Genomic DNA, 16,597 nt, shown 5'->3' with positions numbered 1-16,597 from the left:
GGATACGGTGTTATGCTGAAAATCAGGTCATTTGAACACTGGTCGATTACCACTAAGATTACGGTATCAGTGATCTTGTTGGTCTTACTGAATATCGGCGTTTCACTTGTTCACTTCTATAGTTTGACCCAATTGAAGAAGTCAGTGAACATGATCGGTTACGGCTCTGCGGTGATGGTCTCCGTCAATGATGCGGCAGAACGGATCGAAAATTTTATCTCTTCTCATGACCCCTCTCGTTTAGACGAAGTAAAAGCCATTATAGAAGAAAATGTCGAGACACTTGCTCATCTGGATTTGAGTGAATTGGAGAGTGTTCATGAGGAAGAAGTCTCTGCACTGAAAAGAAGAATGCGTTATTTCTCTAATACGGTTGACATCTTAGGGCTGGCGACCGAAATGATGAATACAGAAACCAGCAATATGACCCGTCAGCAGATGCAGTTGCAAAACGTGGCAACTGCGATTGAAAACCATCTGATCCAACAAAGAGCAGCACTTGATGAGCGAATGGATTTGCAGGATACCGGGATGAACAAAGTGTATCAATCTCACCAGATTATCCAGAGTCTTCGCTCGGGGGTGCATAAAATGTCTTCCCTGTTGCTACCGCATGCTGCCGGGCAAACCGAACAGCCACTGACCGAAATCAAGCAGGCTTTGCAAGCCATGTTTCCGGTCATGAATATGCTCAAAGAGCAGAGTAATCAAGCGCAATGGTTGACGGCCATTGCGCAGCTGCAAGAGGTGAATAATCTTACCCGGCAAGATATTGAAGTGTTGAACAAGACCAACTCAGAGCGCAGCGTGATTTATGCAGCGCTACTGGATCACTTTAAAATGATTGAACGAGTCATTGAACAGCTTGAAAAACTGGTTGCAGTACGCGAGAAGGAACTGGGAGAGGAGATGGATTTCCTGCGCACCGAGATCGGATTACTGCAAAACTCTGTCAATATCTCCAGACGGTTTGCAGAACGGGTGGCCTATTTGGAAGCCAAGACATTGAAATTCCTGCTGCGTCCGACGGATGACGAAGCCGCACTTGTCCATGATACGTTGGATCAATTGAGTCATTATTCGCGTATTTTACCCGCTGTGAGTACATTGGCATCGTCGCAGAATGCGACAGTGACCGTTAATTCTTTAATTGATGGCTACCGCGATGCTTTTATCCGCTTCGGGCAGGCAAGCTATGCGCTGTCCCGGGTTCACCAAAAAGTCCGTGAAGAGGTTGAACGAACATCGTCACTGGTATCTCAATTTGCCAAAGAACAGCAAGTTGCCGCTGATCAGCATAATGAATGGAGTGAACTTTCCGGCATGATTGTTGGCGGTATTACGGCCTTGACGGCACTGTTTATTGCCTGGTCAACGTCTCGCTTGATCGCCAGACCGATTATCTCGCTGGCCGCTGTGATGCGTCAGTTAGCCGCCGGAGATCTGAATGTGAATATTACCGGTGTCGCGCGTCAGGATGAAGTCGGCAGTATGTCCCGTGCAGTGAAAATCTTTCAGGAAAACGCTATCAAGGTCCGGGCAATGGAAGCCGAGGCGGAAGCGGAACGACAACAGATTATGGCACAACTGGAGCAGCGTGTTGTTGAACGGACAGAAGACTTGCAGCACAAAACAGAACAATTGGAGGCGCAAGCTCGTGAACTCAACCGTGCACGCATTCAGGCCGAAGCTGCCACACATGCCAAATCTGTTTTTCTGGCAAATATGAGCCATGAACTGAGAACGCCGTTAAATGCGATTCTCGGGTATGCGCAGTTGATACATCGGGCTCCTGAACTGAATGAACAGCAAAAAGATGGACTGAATACCATCATTCAGAGTGGCCAGCATTTATTGACCCTGATTAATGACTTGTTGGATTTGTCGAAAATTGAAGCCGGACGAATGGATTTGGCACCTGAAGCGATTGATTTGACCCGGTGTTTTCAGAGTGTGCTTGAAATCATTCGCATTAAGGCAGCGCAGAAGAATTTGGATCTCAAGCTTCAGCTCAAGCCTCAGATACTGCCTTGGGTTTTTGTCGATGAAAAACGCCTGCGTCAGGTGTTGCTGAATTTGTTAGGCAATGCGGTGAAGTATACCGACACGGGATATGTTTACCTCAGCGTTGTTGCTGAATCGGCCGATACCGCGGATCCGGTGCGAGTCACGTTTTCGGTAGAAGATAGTGGTATCGGGATTGATCCTGAAATGCAGAATATTATTTTCCACCCCTTTGAGCGGGTCGGAAATAAAAAACGGCAGATTATCGGTACAGGACTCGGCCTTGCGATTAGCCAGCAGCTCGTTAAACAGATGGGCGGTGAGATTCAGGTAACCAGTCAGTCGGGCGTGGGAAGCCGGTTCTTCTTTACGCTGGATTTGCCGGTGGTGACGGAGAAGCGGGAGCGGGACTTTAGCCTCAGTCAGAAGAATATCATTGGCTATGAGGGGAGTCGCAAACAGATTCTGATTGTCGATGATGTACTGGAGAACCGTATGCTATTGGTTGATTTATTAGGTGCAATCGGCTTTGAAACCTGTGAAGCCGTCGATGGTCAGGATAGTGTCGGGAAAGCATATGCAAAGCAGCCAGACTTGATTTTGATGGATATTGTGATGCCGGTAATGGATGGACTGGAGGCCACACTGAATATTCGGCAGATTCCGGAGCTGGAGGATGTCCCCATATTGATTGTCTCTGCCAGCGCATCGCAAACCGAACTGAGACAAGGAGAAGAGGCCGGGGCAAGTGGTTTTGTGAGCAAACCGATTGACCGGGATCGTTTGCTGATTCAGATCGGGGAACAGTTGCATCTCACATGGATTGTTGATGAACAGACATCAGAATTGGATGCATTAGCGATGGTGTCCGATACTTCAGAATGGGTTGCCCCACCGAGAAAGCAATTAGAAGAGCTTCACCATTTGGCATTGATCGGCAATATGCGTCATATCCGTCGCTGGGCTGAAGACTTAAGCGCTGAAGACTCCCGTTATGGTGCTTTTGCTGCGCATTTGATTGAGATGACGAAAGCATTCCAATCCCGGGGGATATCCCTATTAGTTAATGAGTTATTGGCAAGGAAATCCGCGATATGAGTATTGTAGACTATCCGACTGTAAAACATCAGGATCAAATCATCTTGATCATCGATGACACCCCCGCCAACCTGGGCGTATTAGTGGATGAACTCGATGGCCGGCATTTTCAGGTTTTGATTGCCGAAGACGGAGAGGAAGGATTACAGCGCGCTGACTATGTCGTGCCGGATTTGATTTTGCTGGATGTGATGATGCCGGGCATGAATGGTTTTGAAGTGTGTACTCACTTGAAGCAAAACGACAAAACGCGTCATATTCCGGTTATTTTTATGACGGCTCTGAATGATGTGACGGACAAAGTCACGGGGTTTGAAGTTGGCGGTGTGGATTATATAACGAAGCCTTTTCAGATCGAAGAGGTTGTGTCCCGGATTAAGCTCCACCTGTCTTTGTGTGATATGCAACATCGGTTAACCGAAAAAAATCAGCAATTGATCGAAGAAAGCCAAGTTCGTCAAAAAGCACAAGTGAAACTGAATCAGATCTTACAGGAGCAACAGCGACTACTGGAGCACTCCGGGGTGGGAATTGCATTCTTACAGCAGCGTCGGATTGTCAGATGCAACCAAAAACTGGCGACCCTGTTCGGTCAGGAGATAGAAGCTTTAAGTGATTTGCCGCTCGAAGCACTCTATTCGGCTGAATATCATGATGATTACATCCATCAGGCGGCCTATCAGTCACTTGTCCAGCAAGGTGAATATGTGTCGGATATCCGCTATCAGCGTAGTGACGGCCACTGTTTCTGGGGAGAGACGATTTTGACCGCGATTGATCGGGAAGATCTATCTAAGGGAGAAATTCTGGTCATTCATGATATTGATCAGCGTAAACGAACGGAAGCACTGCGTATCGGCCAAGGGCAGTTGTTTGAAATGATGGTCACCGGCTCGTCACTGGATGACATTCTGAATCGTTTAATTCAATTGATTGAAGCCCATCAGGTGCAGACGTTGGGTGCGATATTTTTGAAAAGCAATGATCGATTGACATTGCGTACCGCACCAGCGATGGGGGATACGTTTGCCGCGCAGTATGAGGAATTATTTCCCGAAGGTGAATCTGTGACGGAGTCATCGAGCCCGAATAGTGAATCAGTGATGCGAGAGCAGGCCGTCTGGTGTGAGAACCCGCTGGAACCGACGCTCGGGTGGGAAACCTACGGTACATTACTGAATCAGTTTGGAATTCACGCGTGTTATACCATCCCGATGGTCACTTCACAGGGAGATATCTTAGGAACTCTGACGCTCTATTTTCTGGAAAAATATCAGATGAGTCAGGTTGATATGACATTTATCGAGATGGCAACCCGAATTGCGGGCATTGCCATTGAGCGCCAGCAGAACGAGGAGCGGATTCAGTATCTGGCACACCACGATACGTTAACGGCATTACCGAACCGGACTTTATTAGATGACCGCTTAAATCAGGGGCTGTTATGGGCGCAACGTTATGAACGTAAGGTGTCGGTTGTGCTGATTGATCTCGACCATTTCAAAATGATTAATGATAGTTTGGGTCACAGCTGCGGTGATGTGTTATTACAAATTATTGCCAAACGGATGGAAACTTGTATCAGAAAAACCGACACGTTGGCGCGTTTGGGGGGCGATGAATTTGTCATACTCTTGTATAACGCCGACCCGATTGATCTGGTGCTCAGTCGCCTTAAAGAAGCGATTACCCAACCGATACAGATTGCTGATCATGAAATCAGAATGACCAGTAGTATTGGGTTTGCTCACTATCCGGATGATGGCCAGACCGCTGATGTGCTGTTAAGAAATGCTGATGTTGCCATGTATCATGCGAAAGAGTTCGGGCGGAATAGTTTTCAGCACTATAGCCCTGATATGGGCAACGAAATTCAAGAACGAATGGTGCTTCAGGAGAACCTGCGTCATGCATTGGATAATCAAGAGTTTGTTCTGCACTATCAGCCCCAGTATTGTTTTCATACCCAGCGCATTATCGGTGTTGAAGCACTGTTACGTTGGCAACATCCTGAATTCGGCATGGTGCCTCCGATGCGCTTTATTCAGCTGGCTGAAACGACAGGTCTGATTGTACCGATCGGAGATTGGGTTTTGCAGACGGCGTGTAAACAGAATAAAGCATGGCAGGATGCCGGCATTCAAGACCTCTGTGTTGCGGTGAATGTTTCCGCCCGACAATTTCATGAGAAAGACTTACCGGAGCGAGTCGCGGCTGCTTTGGAAATGAGTGGGTTAGAACCCCAATATCTGGAATTGGAAATTACTGAGAGTGTGGTGATGCAAAATCCGCAAGAAGCGGTTGAGATCATGCAAAAAATTAACCGTATGGGGGTACAGCTTTCGATTGACGATTTCGGAACGGGATACTCCAGCCTCAGTGCGTTGAAGAACTTTCCGGTCCACCGGCTGAAAATTGATCGTGCTTTTGTCACTGATCTGCCGGACAACCCTGAAGGATGCAGTATTGCGCAAGCCGTTATTGCGTTAGGGCATAACCTCGGGCTGAATGTCATTGCCGAAGGGGTTGAAGATGACAGGCAACTGGCTTTCTTGCATCAGCATCAGTGCGATGAGATTCAAGGGTATTACCTTTGCCGTCCTGAGCCAGTTGATCGCTGCGAAGCGTTTTTACGGTCACGCCCTCATCCACTCAATTTGTTAGATTGAACAACCAAGCGGTGGGCAGAATAAATAGGTGAGCATTGGGTCGTCACTCTATTTTGTCATCCTTGAATTTGGCAGATCATTATTTTACGCATCATTTCAATTCGGGAATGAATGGGGTCGCTGACTGTATTTTTATGATTATTGTTATGCGATCAAATTTTCGAATGCTTGTGCTTTATTTTTTGTTACATTTTCTGGAAACTTATCAATCTTTTTCTATGATTTTGTTAAGTAATTGTATGAGGCCTACCCAAGCAGACTCGATGTTCTGGGGGCGGAATCCCTTCAGATAGCTTTCTGAGCCGTATCGTACAGTCACTTGGGGAAATCAATATAACAAACGTGTATTACCCCTTGAGAGTTATTTATGAATTATAACAATATAAAAAAATTAAGTCAGTTGAGCGCGCAACAATGGAATCTCATCCTGTTTATCCTGCAACTTCCTTTTTTAGCTTATTTTATTTCACAGCAACTTTGGTGGTGGACAGGGGGGCAAATCCTGTTCAGTATCGTGGTGTTTTTGTCATTACAGTCATTTCATCGCTTACTCGTTATGACACAAAGTGCTGCGATTGAGTTGTCTGAAGGTGACCTGCGGGTCAGAATCAAGACTGAGCGAGAAGGCGCGCATCCGCTTTATCGCTCTTTTAATCGAATTGGTGAAGATGTTTCCCGAACGGTTGGGGCACTAGGGGCAACCTCGGCAGCGTTGCTTCATGTCGCCGAGTCGGTAAAAAAAGATTCTGAAGTATCTAAAGTCGGGGCTTTACAACAAAAAAACGATGTTGAACAGGCGGCAGAAATCGTCGGACAATTGGTAGAGACAACCCGGCAGGTCGCACATTTTACGGAGATCTCATCCGGTTATGCGAATGAAGCCAAAACACAGGCGGATGATGGTTGTCGTGGTATGGCGCAACTGGAACATGCGTTACATACAGCCAGTGAGCAAATCGAAACATCACATCAGCATATCACTTCGCTCGAAGCAGAGAGTGTCAGTATTGGTCAGGTGATCGGGACAATCAGTGATATTGCGGAACAGACCAATTTGTTGGCTTTGAATGCCGCGATAGAAGCCGCCCGGGCCGGAGAGCAAGGGCGAGGGTTTGCTGTCGTTGCCGATGAAGTGCGGACGCTCGCAACGCGTACGCAAACGGCAACCCATGATATTCATGAGCGGATCGAAGCATTGCGCACCAGTATTAGTACCGTGGTTGAAGCAATGCAGAGAAACAGTGAATGTATGCAAGAATCTATGGGGATTGTCGATCAGACCAGTCAGTCTTTCACGCAACTGTTGGATAAGATCGCTGAAATTAAAGGGCAGAGCAGCCAGATTACCACGTCTCTGGATGAGCAGGTCAATGCGACGGTTAATTTGGAACACTGTCTGTCAGAAATCTCTGGTGTGGCAAAAGAGAATGTCAGAGCGACACAGGAGACACTGATGGCGAGTGTCACGGTGCAAAATATATCCGGTGAAATTAATTCACTCTTGCACCGTTTTGCGATTGATCACCGCCAACTGGAAGCTGAAGATAAGCAAAGAAATAAACTAATCGAGTGGGGGCCTTCACTTGATTTGGATATTCAGGAGATCAACCGTCAGCATCAAACCTTAGTCCATCTGATTAATGAACTGAATCATTTATTGAATAACGGTTATGGATTGGCATCGATTAAACGGGTGGTACAAGGCTTGATCGATTATACAGCAAATCACTTCCAGTATGAGGAGACGCTGTTTGAACAGTTCGGCTATGTGAATGAAGAAGAACACGTCGATGCTCATCATCGATTGGTCGAGCAGGTGCTTGATTTCCAGAAACGGGTTGAAAATGGCGAAAACATTGGTAAAGAACTGATGTCATTTCTTGAAGATTGGTTAACGTTACATATTCAGAAAGAAGATAAGCAGTACGTTAGTTGTTTTCGTGAACATGGTATTGAATGATCGGCATAACGGAGGCAGTTGGAGCCGTTGGTTAATCACCGATGCAGATAAAAAATATCCCTTCAGAGACGGATCATCTGAAGGGATGGGAAAAAATCAAAGAAGTTGAAGTTGTCGCGGGTCAGGCCGTCATGTTTGATTCAATGGTGTGTTTTTAAATCAAACAATGGCGAGCAAGATACTGCCAACTGTTGCCGCTGCGGAAAGATATTGCCCCGCAGAGTAAGAGCCGTCATCTTCTTCTTCTAATTTTTTAGGATGTTCCATGCCCAGAGCACCATAAGTGAATGATTCGACTTTATCACCAACACTTTTGTCTTCACTCGCTTTGTTTTCTTTGTCGATTTCTTTCAGCGCGGCAAGCAAAGCTTTCCCTTCGTCAGATAAGATGACTTTGTTTTGCTCAACTTTTGTGAATTCATTGGTTTTATCAGGCGCACTCTGAGCTGTCGGTGCAATTTGTTTTGCTTTAACCGACTGAGGTGAATACAAAGTTGTAGATCCTGTTGCTTTTACTGGGTCCATAACATTCTCCTGCCCATCTCCTTTTAAGTTAACGGAGGGTGAAGGAAAAACTTGAGTTATTTTTTCTCAAAATTTTCCTGCAGATAACATATCAATATAGATACAGCAAAAAATATGCCTGAATCCGGGAGGTGTTATATTTTTCGATAAACCCGCAGCGTGAAGTCTGCTTCGCAGTGAAAGGTCTCTTGCTGTTGTAATGCGGTTTTAACTGCTTCACTGGCGCGCCAGGCAAAAGGGGTCATTTGGAGTAAATTCAATGCGTCTGTACCACTCATCTGCATCGGATAATGTAACTGCTCTTCATGAACCGGGGTAAATCCTTCAATCGATTCTGCCTGTGGATCATGCAAACGAACATCCTGATAAATCAGTGCTTTTAACTGGTATAGATGACGGGCTGCCGGTGTCACGGTTACCACGATCCCATCGTCTTTCAGACAACGGTGGAGTTCTTCTGATTTGCATGGTGCGTAGATACGTAATATGGCATCGATACTTTGTGCGGCAAAAGGCAGCCGATGACTGGATGCAATACAAAACTGACAATTGGGATACCGTTTGGCAGCATAGCGAATCGCTGGTTTGGAGATATCCAGACCGTAGACCTGCAAATCAGAGTTGTCTGCATCTAGGGTTTGTGCGACATGAGTCGTGTAGTAGCCTTCGCCACAGCCGATATCCAGCAACAATTCAGCAGATTGCGAGATAAATTGCGCGCAGAGGCGGGCAGCTTGATCACGCATGGCGGTATAGTACCCTTGTTCCAGAAAGTGACGTCTGGCTTGCATCATTGCCTTATTATCACCGGGATCTTTGGAACGTTTATGCTGAACGGGCATTAAATTAACATACCCTTCTTTGGCAATATCAAACTGATGGCGATTGATACACCGAAATGTACCGGGCTCTTGCTGAAGTGGTGTGTCACACAATGGACATTGATAAGACATCATCGGGCTTGTATCTCGTATCGATTGAAGGCGGGCAGTGTATCGGGTTCTACTACAAATAAAAAGCGCTTGTCAGGTTGACGCAGGGACAAGCGCAAGTGTTGTATGTTAATCAGTGACAGCGAGTTTGGTTTTCAATTGATGCTGTTCGCCCGGTTGCAAAGTGATCCCCGTAGAAATGCAGGGGGCATGAATGGTCGACTCAATACACAGCATGGTTTGATAGCCATCGTCGGTCATGTCCGCCATTGACTGAGCACCCTGTGACCAAGGATTCCATAGCACTGCCGAATTATGGCCCTCGTTTTCAACGACAATCGTGCGTTTCAGTTCAGGGTCATGAAGATGAATCTGTGGTGTCGGCTGAGTGTAAACGCGGTCAATCGTGTCCGTCAGTTGTAATGTATCGTCACCCTGACATAGCATATTATTTTGTAGGCTATCAATGTATTCATGACCCATGCCTGTGGTTGTGGCTTGGCGGATATCACCGACATGCAAATAGGTATGGAGTGCTCCGGAGAAGTGCCACGGTCTTGCGTCTTCGTTGGTCATTTCCAGCGTCACTTCAAGCGTATCGCTGATGGCAATGTACAAGCGCAAGCTGAATTGATAGGGCCAGATTGCCAGTGTTTCGGGATTGGCTGTCAGGCCGAGCGTTACCACCACACCGGCTTCACTTTCCCGATGTTCAATCAGGGTCCATTGCTGAGTCCGGGCAAAACCGTGAGACGGTGAGCCAATCCGGGCAAACCAAGGCCAGCAAACGGGAATACCACCGCGCAACGGGGTTGAGCCATCAAATATCGCTGCATCGCTCATCCAGATTAAATCGTTTTGACCTGTGGGCTGAAAGGAAATTACATGGCCACCGAATAAAGAAATGCCGGCGGTTGCCTTATCGTGGATGACACGCACTATTTTCGTGTTCTCTTGTTCAACAATGGAGACGCAGTCAGACAGGTTGGTCAGGGTGGGTAAAGCATGTAAATCCATTTTTTCATCCTCGCATTTTGGGTACTCAGCCGGAGATTGGGTTCAACAAGTGGGTGGTCTGAAAATATAAAAGGCGGCTATCAGCCGCCTTTTGAACAAGTTCAGATTGAATTGCGATTACTTAGAGATGTGCGCAATCAGATCAAGAACTTTGTTTGAGTAACCGATTTCGTTATCGTACCAAGATACAACTTTTACGAATTTGTCAGTCAGTGCAATACCAGCTTTCGCATCGAATACTGAAGTACAAGTTTCGCCGATGAAGTCTTGAGATACAACTGCATCTTCAGTGTAACCCAGAACGCCTTTCAGTTCGCCTTCAGACGCTTCTTTCATTGCTTTACAGATATCTTCGTAAGAAGCACCGTTTACAAGGTTAACTGTCAGGTCAACAACAGAAACGTTTGCTGTTGGTACACGGAAAGCCATACCAGTCAGTTTGCCGTTAACTTCAGGAAGTACAACGCCAACTGCTTTTGCAGCACCAGTTGATGATGGGATGATGTTCTGAGAAGCACCACGGCCACCGCGCCAGTCTTTTGCAGACGGGCCGTCAACAGTTTTCTGAGTTGCAGTTGTTGCGTGAACTGTTGTCATCAGACCTGATTCGATACCGAATTTGTCGTTCAGTACTTTAGCGATAGGTGCCAGACAGTTTGTTGTACAAGACGCGTTAGAAACGATGTCTTGGCCAGCGTAAGTGTCGAAGTTAACACCATTGACGAACATTGGCGTTGCGTCTTTAGAAGGACCAGTCAAAACAACTTTTTTCGCACCAGCAGTGATGTGCTTACGTGCAGTTTCGTCAGTCAGGAAGATACCGGTTGCTTCAGCAACAACGTCAACACCGATTGCATCCCACTTCAGGTCTTCTGGGTTGCGTTCTGCAGTGACACGTACAGTCTTACCGTTAACGATCAGGTTACCGCCTTCAACTTCTACAGTTCCGTTGAAACGACCATGAGTTGAATCGTACTTTAACATGTATGCCATGTAATCTACGTCGATAAGGTCGTTAATACCAACAACTTCGATGTCGTTACGCTCTTGTGCTGCACGGAAAACAAAACGGCCGATACGGCCAAAACCGTTAATACCTACTTTGATAGTCATTGTAGTTGCTCCACAACTTAATTTCTTAATGAAAGATACTGGTAGTAAAATTACAGAAACCGATTCATCTCTGCAACCGATAATCCTACTTTAATTGTTTAAAATCAAAAAAGTGAATCTTTCTTTCGGTCGGTTACATTTATTCTGCAATCTGGCCTCTGCCAATCACCAGTTGGTCTAGAATACCGAAGCATCCATGGTATTCTAAAAGATCTCAACGAATGATGTTAAGGTGTTGAAGTATGTGCTACAACACCGCGACTGTGCAAGTTTTTCATGAAAAAAACATGATAAAATCGAGCGCGTAAAAGTAAAGTACCCAGTATAAGTTGTGAGGATATGAAACAGGTTAAAAAATCAGAATCTCAGTGGCGTCAAGCGCTTACAGATGAGCAATTTCGAGTTTGTCGCCAGCAGGGCACCGAGATGCCGTTTTCCGGAAAGCTCCTTCATAATAAAGAGACAGGTCTCTATACATGTACCTGTTGTCAGGCGCCGTTGTTTTCCTCAGCGAATAAGTATGATTCCGGATGTGGCTGGCCAAGTTTTGATGCACCGCTCAGTGCCGATGCAATTCGATATTTACAGGATAACAGTCATGGCATGAGCCGGATTGAAATCCGCTGTGCTGCTTGTGATAGCCATCTCGGGCATGTATTTGATGATGGTCCGAAAACGACCGGTGAACGTTACTGTGTCAATTCGGTGTCGTTAATTTTCAACAAAAACGATCAAGAGTGAAAATTTTTTCTTCACTCTTGTATAAATCGTACAGAATGATTATTTTTTGAACTCAGGCATTATAGACGGATGATATTCATGGTTTTCTATAGCATCAATAATCATATCTGCAACGTCATCTAACATCGTGAATTTTTCATCACTGAAGCCGTACATCAGCTGGATATTTTGGGTCGATGCGATGGGGACACCGAAATGTTTGCCGACCATGGCCCAAATGTAAGATGCTTCTTGATGATGGAGCAGTTGGTTCAAACTGGCTAATGATTCTAGAATACTGGTATTTAATGACTCCGGATCAGAGAGTTCCAGTGCGTGATTGAGCAGTTTGATGGTTTTTTCTCTGTCTCTGTCGATATAGAAAGTTGCCAGCGCATATTGAAGCGCTGCGGTTTCCATCTCCGGTTTGCCTTCCAGTTGTAAAAATTGCCTGCGAGCCTGTGTATCACCGGTTTGACTCCATAAAAAATAGAGTGAGGAGGGGGTGTTAAATTGCATGAGCTCTTTTTCCAGGCGTTCCATATTTTTCCCGGAATTGAGTAAGGCATTGAAACGTCTTTTCTTGAGTTCAGCCTGATCAATCGGTTGAATCTGGGCGGCAACTTCCAGACATTTTTTATATTGCTGGGTGAGTTGGTATTCGGTGATTTTATTGAGATCTGTCGGGTCTTTGTAAACTTCGAGACGATGCCAGATGAGATTTGTTCTGGCAACACGGCATTGCCCGTCATTAATGTTCAGTTCTTCGCACCGGAGTTCGGGGTGATCCAGACAAAGTTTGTCTGTATTTCTGGTATTTTCAAAACAACCGCTCAACAAGAGAACAGTGATAGCAAGACTAGTATACTTCATTGGTTGTTGCATATAACGATAGCCTGTGATCATATACAATTATTTATGCGACATATCTTGACGTTAGCGGCTGAAACTTCATTATGTTGAATTGTTCGTACAACCAACCATCCGGGATATGCAATGGATACTCAACAACTCATTGATGCGATTACACCTGAGGCTTACCAGCGTTTACTCTATGCTGTTGAAACGGGTAAGTGGCCTGAAGGTACGATACTTTCGGCACAACAGCGAGACTCATGTATTCAAGCTGTGATGTTGTACCAATCTAAGCATAACGCACAGCCGGAACATATGACAGTTGCCGCCGGCGGAGAGATTTGTTTCAAATCGAAGGCTGAACTGAAAAAACAGTTTCAGCCCGGGCAGACAGAAGACGATATCTTGCGCGTTAATCCCAATCAACCTGATTGATTGGCGTTATCATTGACAGCTGCACTCCCGGTTGAGGACTTTCTTCACTGGGAGTGCGGCTTGATCATCGGGTCAACGCTAATCTTTCTGTTTCGGCTTTCTGTTTCAGCTTTCTGTTTCAGATACCGTCTATAGAAAACCGGCGGTGTTACAGGCTCATTTCTCCCCGCAGAACTTTTTGCATCTCAGCTTTGACGGTTTCGTAATCCAGCCCTTTACTCAAAAGATAATGCAGTTTGGCCAGTGCCGCTTCCGGCGTCATATCGAACCCGCTGATGACCCCGGCTTCCGCCAGTGCACTTCCGGTCGCATAACCACCCATATTGACCTTCCCGGCAAGGCACTGGGTCAGGTTGACCACAATTACTCCCCGTTCTGAGGCGGCTTTGAGCTGAGCGAGCAACTCAGGATTTTGCGGCGCATTACCGACGCCAAAGGTCAGCAGAATCATCGCATTGACGGGTTGAAGCAATGTATTGCGGATTACCTCATGGGAGATGCCCGGATACATGGTAATCACCCCGATCGGTTGTGGCGTGATATCACTGACCTGAAAAGGGCCGTCGGGCTGCTTGCCGACAGTTACATTGCTGCTCACCGAAATATTGATTCCCGCTTCCAGCAGGGGCGGCAGGTTCGGTGAAGTGAAGGCATTAAACCCATCCGCATGGGATTTGGTGCTGCGGTTGCCTCGCATCAGCTGATTATTGAAAAACAGTGTCACTTCATTGATGGGATAGTTGGCAGCGATGTGGAGCGCATTGAGCAAGTTGGCTTGTCCGTCGGAGCGCAGTTCGGCTAATGGTATCTGTGAGCCGGTCACAATCACCGGTTTGCCCAGATTTTCTAACATAAATGACAGCGCTGATGCTGTATAGGCCATCGTATCTGTGCCGTGCAGAATGACGAAACCGTCGTATTGCTCGTAGTTTTTACGGATATCATCCGCGATGAGCTGCCAGTCTTCAGGTGTCATATCTGATGAATCGATCAGCGGATCATATTCGTGAATGGTGTATTCAGGCATTTCCGGACGATGAAACTCGGGCATACCAGCAAGTTGCTTTTCCATAAAACCAGCCACCGGTACATAACCGTGTGATGATTTTTGCATACCAATCGTGCCGCCCGTGTAGGCAATATAGATATGTTTTCTTGCCATGACTGAAATTACTCTTCTATCAAGTTCAGGGAGTGCGATTATAGCGGAATCATCGGTAATAAAAAGGGCGACAGTGTCGCCCTTGATCACGTTTAATGGTTTATTCAACTTCGCAATTGAGACAGAATGCATACTGTCCTTTAGGGTCGTTCAACTGGTTGAGTAGCGTTGCGTCACTGAGCATTTTCTGGGTTGTTGAGCGCAGGCTCTCGGGGAGTAGCGCTGTCACATCGAGCCCCAGTGATACACGGGCTTCCGAAAATAGCCCAATCAGTAATTTCTGCATGGTTGAAACCGGTTCTTCCAGCCAGTTGAGTTGATAATCATCCACTTTGGCCAGTTTGGCGGCCAGATCAACGGCGTCATCAAAATCACCCATTTTATCGACTAAACCGAACTTGAGCGCATCCTGACCCGTCCAGACGTGTCCTTGTGCCACTTTGTCAACATCTTGCAAAGACAAGTTACGATGTTCTGCGACCAACGAAATAAAGCGCTGGTATCCGTGCTCGATGGTTAGCTGCAGGGCTTGTTTGGTGCCGTCGGACAGACCGGTAGTGAAACCTTGACCGGAAAATGGCGTGGTTCCCACACCGTCAGTCGACACACCGATACGGTCAAGACTGTGTTCAAAGGTGGTCAGCACACTGAATATCCCGATCGACCCTGTGAGTGTTGTAGGTTGCGCCACAATTTGGTCTGCACTGGTTGACAGCCAGTATCCTCCTGAAGCGGCAAGACTGGACATGGAAACCACGACCGGTTTGCCAGAAGCTTTCAGCGCATCAATCTCACTACGGATAACTTCAGAGGCTGAAGCACTGCCTCCCGGGCTGTCCACGCGCAATACCACGGCTTTGATGTGTGGATCATTACGCGCATCTCTCAGCAGGGCGCTGATATTTTCCGAACCAATGGCTTCACCACGAGGCTGATTACCATCCATGATGGTTCCTGAAGCGACAATCACAGCGATTTCGTTGTCGGTGGTCAGGCTAGGTTTGAACTGTGAGTCGAGCGTGTTGAGATAGTCGTAGTAACTGATTGAACGGTAGCCGTCTTGGCCATTGCTGCCAAATGTATCGCTCAGTTCAGCACGCATTTGCGGGCGGGACGCCAGTTCATCGACCAACCCGAGATCGAGTGACAGTTTGGCCACGTCACCGTGGACACGCTTCAGTTGCGTCAGAAAATCATCCATCGATAAGCGTAATTTGTCCGGTGTGATATTTCTGTTGGCAGCGACATCGCTCAGATAGGCATCCCAGAGCTGTTGTAACCAGCGCTTGTTTGATGCTTTTGCTGCATCCGACATATCATCGCGCATAAAGGGCTCAACCGCAGACTTGTAAGTGCCGACGCGGAAAATATGAGTGGTGATATCAAGCTTATCGAGCAGGGTTTTGTAATATAAACCGTAAGCACTGTAGCCTTTGAGCATCACCAATCCGTCGGGAGACATTAGAATTTTGTCAGCGTAACTGGCCAGATAATACTGGCTTTGTGTGTACAGGTTACCGACCGCAAACACCGGCTTGCCACTGGCTTTAAACTCATTAATTGCTTTGGCGATATAGCGGAGCTTCGTCAGGTTGGTCTCAGACATCTCTCCGAGTGAGAGCACCAGTCCCGAAATTTGTTCATCGTCCTTTGCATGGCGAATAGTATCGACGATATCAAACAGAATGTTTTCTTTCGGCAGCGAGTCACCAAGGAGTGAACTGGCAATTGAATCAACCGATTGAACATAGGTGGCTTGTTCACGGATCGGACCCGATAAGTTCAGCACCAGCGCAGAGGGCTGATGAATCTGAATGCTTGTGTCCTCTTGTGAGGATTGAGTATACAAGATGTAAATGATGGCAAGAGTGAACATATATGGTCACTCCATCTAAATCAAAGTATTTTTCAGACTTCCTCAATGTATTTATTCATCTCATAAATTCACCATCGACGGTTGTTCCTGAAAATGAAACGCGGCCTTAAACATATATCCGGCGTCAGTTTGATACTCTATGTATCGCGCCCAAATGAGATCCAAAAAGTCTTGCCCGCCTAATCAGAAAATATGCCTCACTGGATGGGCAGGTTAACTCCCGAGGTTCAA

At 46.5% G+C, this 16,597-nt stretch carries 11 protein-coding genes and 1 pseudogene; 5 read left to right on the top strand and 7 right to left on the bottom strand.

Going from position 1 to position 16,597, the window contains the following annotated elements; all coding sequences use genetic code 11:
* Positions 1-12: 12 nt before the first annotated feature.
* The 3 genes from VR7878_RS16575 (at position 13) to VR7878_RS16565 (ending at position 7,731) form a co-directional block, all read left to right on the top strand.
* Entirely contained in the window at positions 13-3,102 is a 3,090-nt protein-coding gene (locus tag VR7878_RS16575; RefSeq protein ID WP_077337154.1) for an ATP-binding protein, read from the top strand.
* Entirely contained in the window at positions 3,099-5,771 is a 2,673-nt protein-coding gene (locus VR7878_RS16570; protein WP_077337153.1) for an EAL domain-containing protein, read from the top strand. Before VR7878_RS16575 ends, VR7878_RS16570 begins: the two co-directional genes overlap by 4 nt.
* Before the next feature lie 367 nt (positions 5,772-6,138).
* Positions 6,139-7,731 (top strand): bacteriohemerythrin, encoded by a 1,593-nt coding sequence (locus VR7878_RS16565; RefSeq protein ID WP_077337152.1) that lies wholly within the window; start codon positions 6,139-6,141, stop codon positions 7,729-7,731.
* Between the two features lie 159 nt (positions 7,732-7,890).
* Here VR7878_RS16565 and VR7878_RS16560 read toward each other — a convergent pair whose 3' ends face one another.
* The 4 genes from VR7878_RS16560 to gap form a co-directional block, all read right to left on the bottom strand.
* Positions 7,891-8,256: a hypothetical protein gene (locus VR7878_RS16560; protein WP_077337151.1), complete on the bottom strand. Its 366-nt coding sequence runs from the start codon at positions 8,254-8,256 to the stop codon at positions 7,891-7,893.
* Between the two features lie 134 nt (positions 8,257-8,390).
* The gene (gene rlmA, locus VR7878_RS16555; RefSeq protein ID WP_077337230.1) at positions 8,391-9,209 is read right to left on the bottom strand and encodes a 23S rRNA (guanine(745)-N(1))-methyltransferase; all 819 of its coding nucleotides are present in this window, start codon (positions 9,207-9,209) and stop codon (positions 8,391-8,393) included.
* Between the two features lie 108 nt (positions 9,210-9,317).
* Entirely contained in the window at positions 9,318-10,205 is an 888-nt protein-coding gene (locus tag VR7878_RS16550; RefSeq protein WP_077337150.1) for a D-hexose-6-phosphate mutarotase, read from the bottom strand.
* A gap of 117 nt (positions 10,206-10,322) precedes the next feature.
* Positions 10,323-11,318: a type I glyceraldehyde-3-phosphate dehydrogenase gene (gene gap, locus VR7878_RS16545; protein WP_059120424.1), complete on the bottom strand. Its 996-nt coding sequence runs from the start codon at positions 11,316-11,318 to the stop codon at positions 10,323-10,325.
* A gap of 339 nt (positions 11,319-11,657) precedes the next feature.
* On the opposite strand from gap, the gene msrB reads away from it, so the two are divergent.
* On the top strand, positions 11,658-12,059 hold the full coding sequence (gene msrB, locus VR7878_RS16540) for a peptide-methionine (R)-S-oxide reductase MsrB (protein ID WP_077337149.1): 402 nt from the start codon (positions 11,658-11,660) through the stop codon (positions 12,057-12,059).
* A 39-nt stretch (positions 12,060-12,098) separates the two neighbouring features.
* Here the strand turns inward: msrB and VR7878_RS16535 are convergent, their stop codons facing one another.
* The gene (locus VR7878_RS16535) at positions 12,099-12,911 is read right to left on the bottom strand and encodes a DUF2989 domain-containing protein (protein ID WP_077337229.1); all 813 of its coding nucleotides are present in this window, start codon (positions 12,909-12,911) and stop codon (positions 12,099-12,101) included.
* A gap of 123 nt (positions 12,912-13,034) precedes the next feature.
* Between VR7878_RS16535 and VR7878_RS16530 the strand changes: the two genes are divergently transcribed.
* A complete protein-coding gene (locus VR7878_RS16530; protein WP_077337148.1) occupies positions 13,035-13,328 on the top strand; it encodes a YeaC family protein in 294 nt (97 codons plus the stop codon).
* A gap of 148 nt (positions 13,329-13,476) precedes the next feature.
* Here VR7878_RS16530 and ansA read toward each other — a convergent pair whose 3' ends face one another.
* Together ansA and sppA are read right to left on the bottom strand one after the other, a co-directional pair.
* On the bottom strand, positions 13,477-14,490 hold the full coding sequence (ansA, locus tag VR7878_RS16525) for an asparaginase (RefSeq protein WP_077337147.1): 1,014 nt from the start codon (positions 14,488-14,490) through the stop codon (positions 13,477-13,479).
* A 100-nt stretch (positions 14,491-14,590) separates the two neighbouring features.
* A pseudogene (gene sppA, locus VR7878_RS16520) lies at positions 14,591-16,369 on the bottom strand (signal peptide peptidase SppA); the annotation flags it as partial.
* Positions 16,370-16,597: the final 228 nt, after the last annotated feature.

Origin of the sequence: Vibrio ruber DSM 16370 (genome assembly GCF_900163965.1) — a bacterium.
Classification (GTDB): Bacteria; Pseudomonadota; Gammaproteobacteria; order Enterobacterales; family Vibrionaceae; genus Vibrio; species Vibrio ruber.
This window is presented reverse-complemented; position numbering and strand designations above follow the sequence as displayed.

Bases quoted from the DNA above. Each gene is read 5' to 3' on its own strand.
- VR7878_RS16570 (WP_077337153.1), top strand. From the start codon at position 3,099: ATGAGTATTGTAGACTATCCGACTGTAAAACATCAGGATCAAATCATC.
- VR7878_RS16560 (WP_077337151.1), bottom strand. From the start codon at position 8,256: ATGGACCCAGTAAAAGCAACAGGATCTACAACTTTGTATTCACCTCAG.
- VR7878_RS16565 (WP_077337152.1), top strand. From the start codon at position 6,139: ATGAATTATAACAATATAAAAAAATTAAGTCAGTTGAGCGCGCAACAA.
- VR7878_RS16535 (WP_077337229.1), bottom strand. From the start codon at position 12,911: ATGAAGTATACTAGTCTTGCTATCACTGTTCTCTTGTTGAGCGGTTGT.
- gap (WP_059120424.1), bottom strand. From the start codon at position 11,318: ATGACTATCAAAGTAGGTATTAACGGTTTTGGCCGTATCGGCCGTTTT.
- msrB (WP_077337149.1), top strand. From the start codon at position 11,658: ATGAAACAGGTTAAAAAATCAGAATCTCAGTGGCGTCAAGCGCTTACA.
- VR7878_RS16550 (WP_077337150.1), bottom strand. From the start codon at position 10,205: ATGGATTTACATGCTTTACCCACCCTGACCAACCTGTCTGACTGCGTC.
- VR7878_RS16575 (WP_077337154.1), top strand. From the start codon at position 13: ATGCTGAAAATCAGGTCATTTGAACACTGGTCGATTACCACTAAGATT.
- rlmA (WP_077337230.1), bottom strand. From the start codon at position 9,209: ATGTCTTATCAATGTCCATTGTGTGACACACCACTTCAGCAAGAGCCC.
- VR7878_RS16530 (WP_077337148.1), top strand. From the start codon at position 13,035: ATGGATACTCAACAACTCATTGATGCGATTACACCTGAGGCTTACCAG.
- ansA (WP_077337147.1), bottom strand. From the start codon at position 14,490: ATGGCAAGAAAACATATCTATATTGCCTACACGGGCGGCACGATTGGT.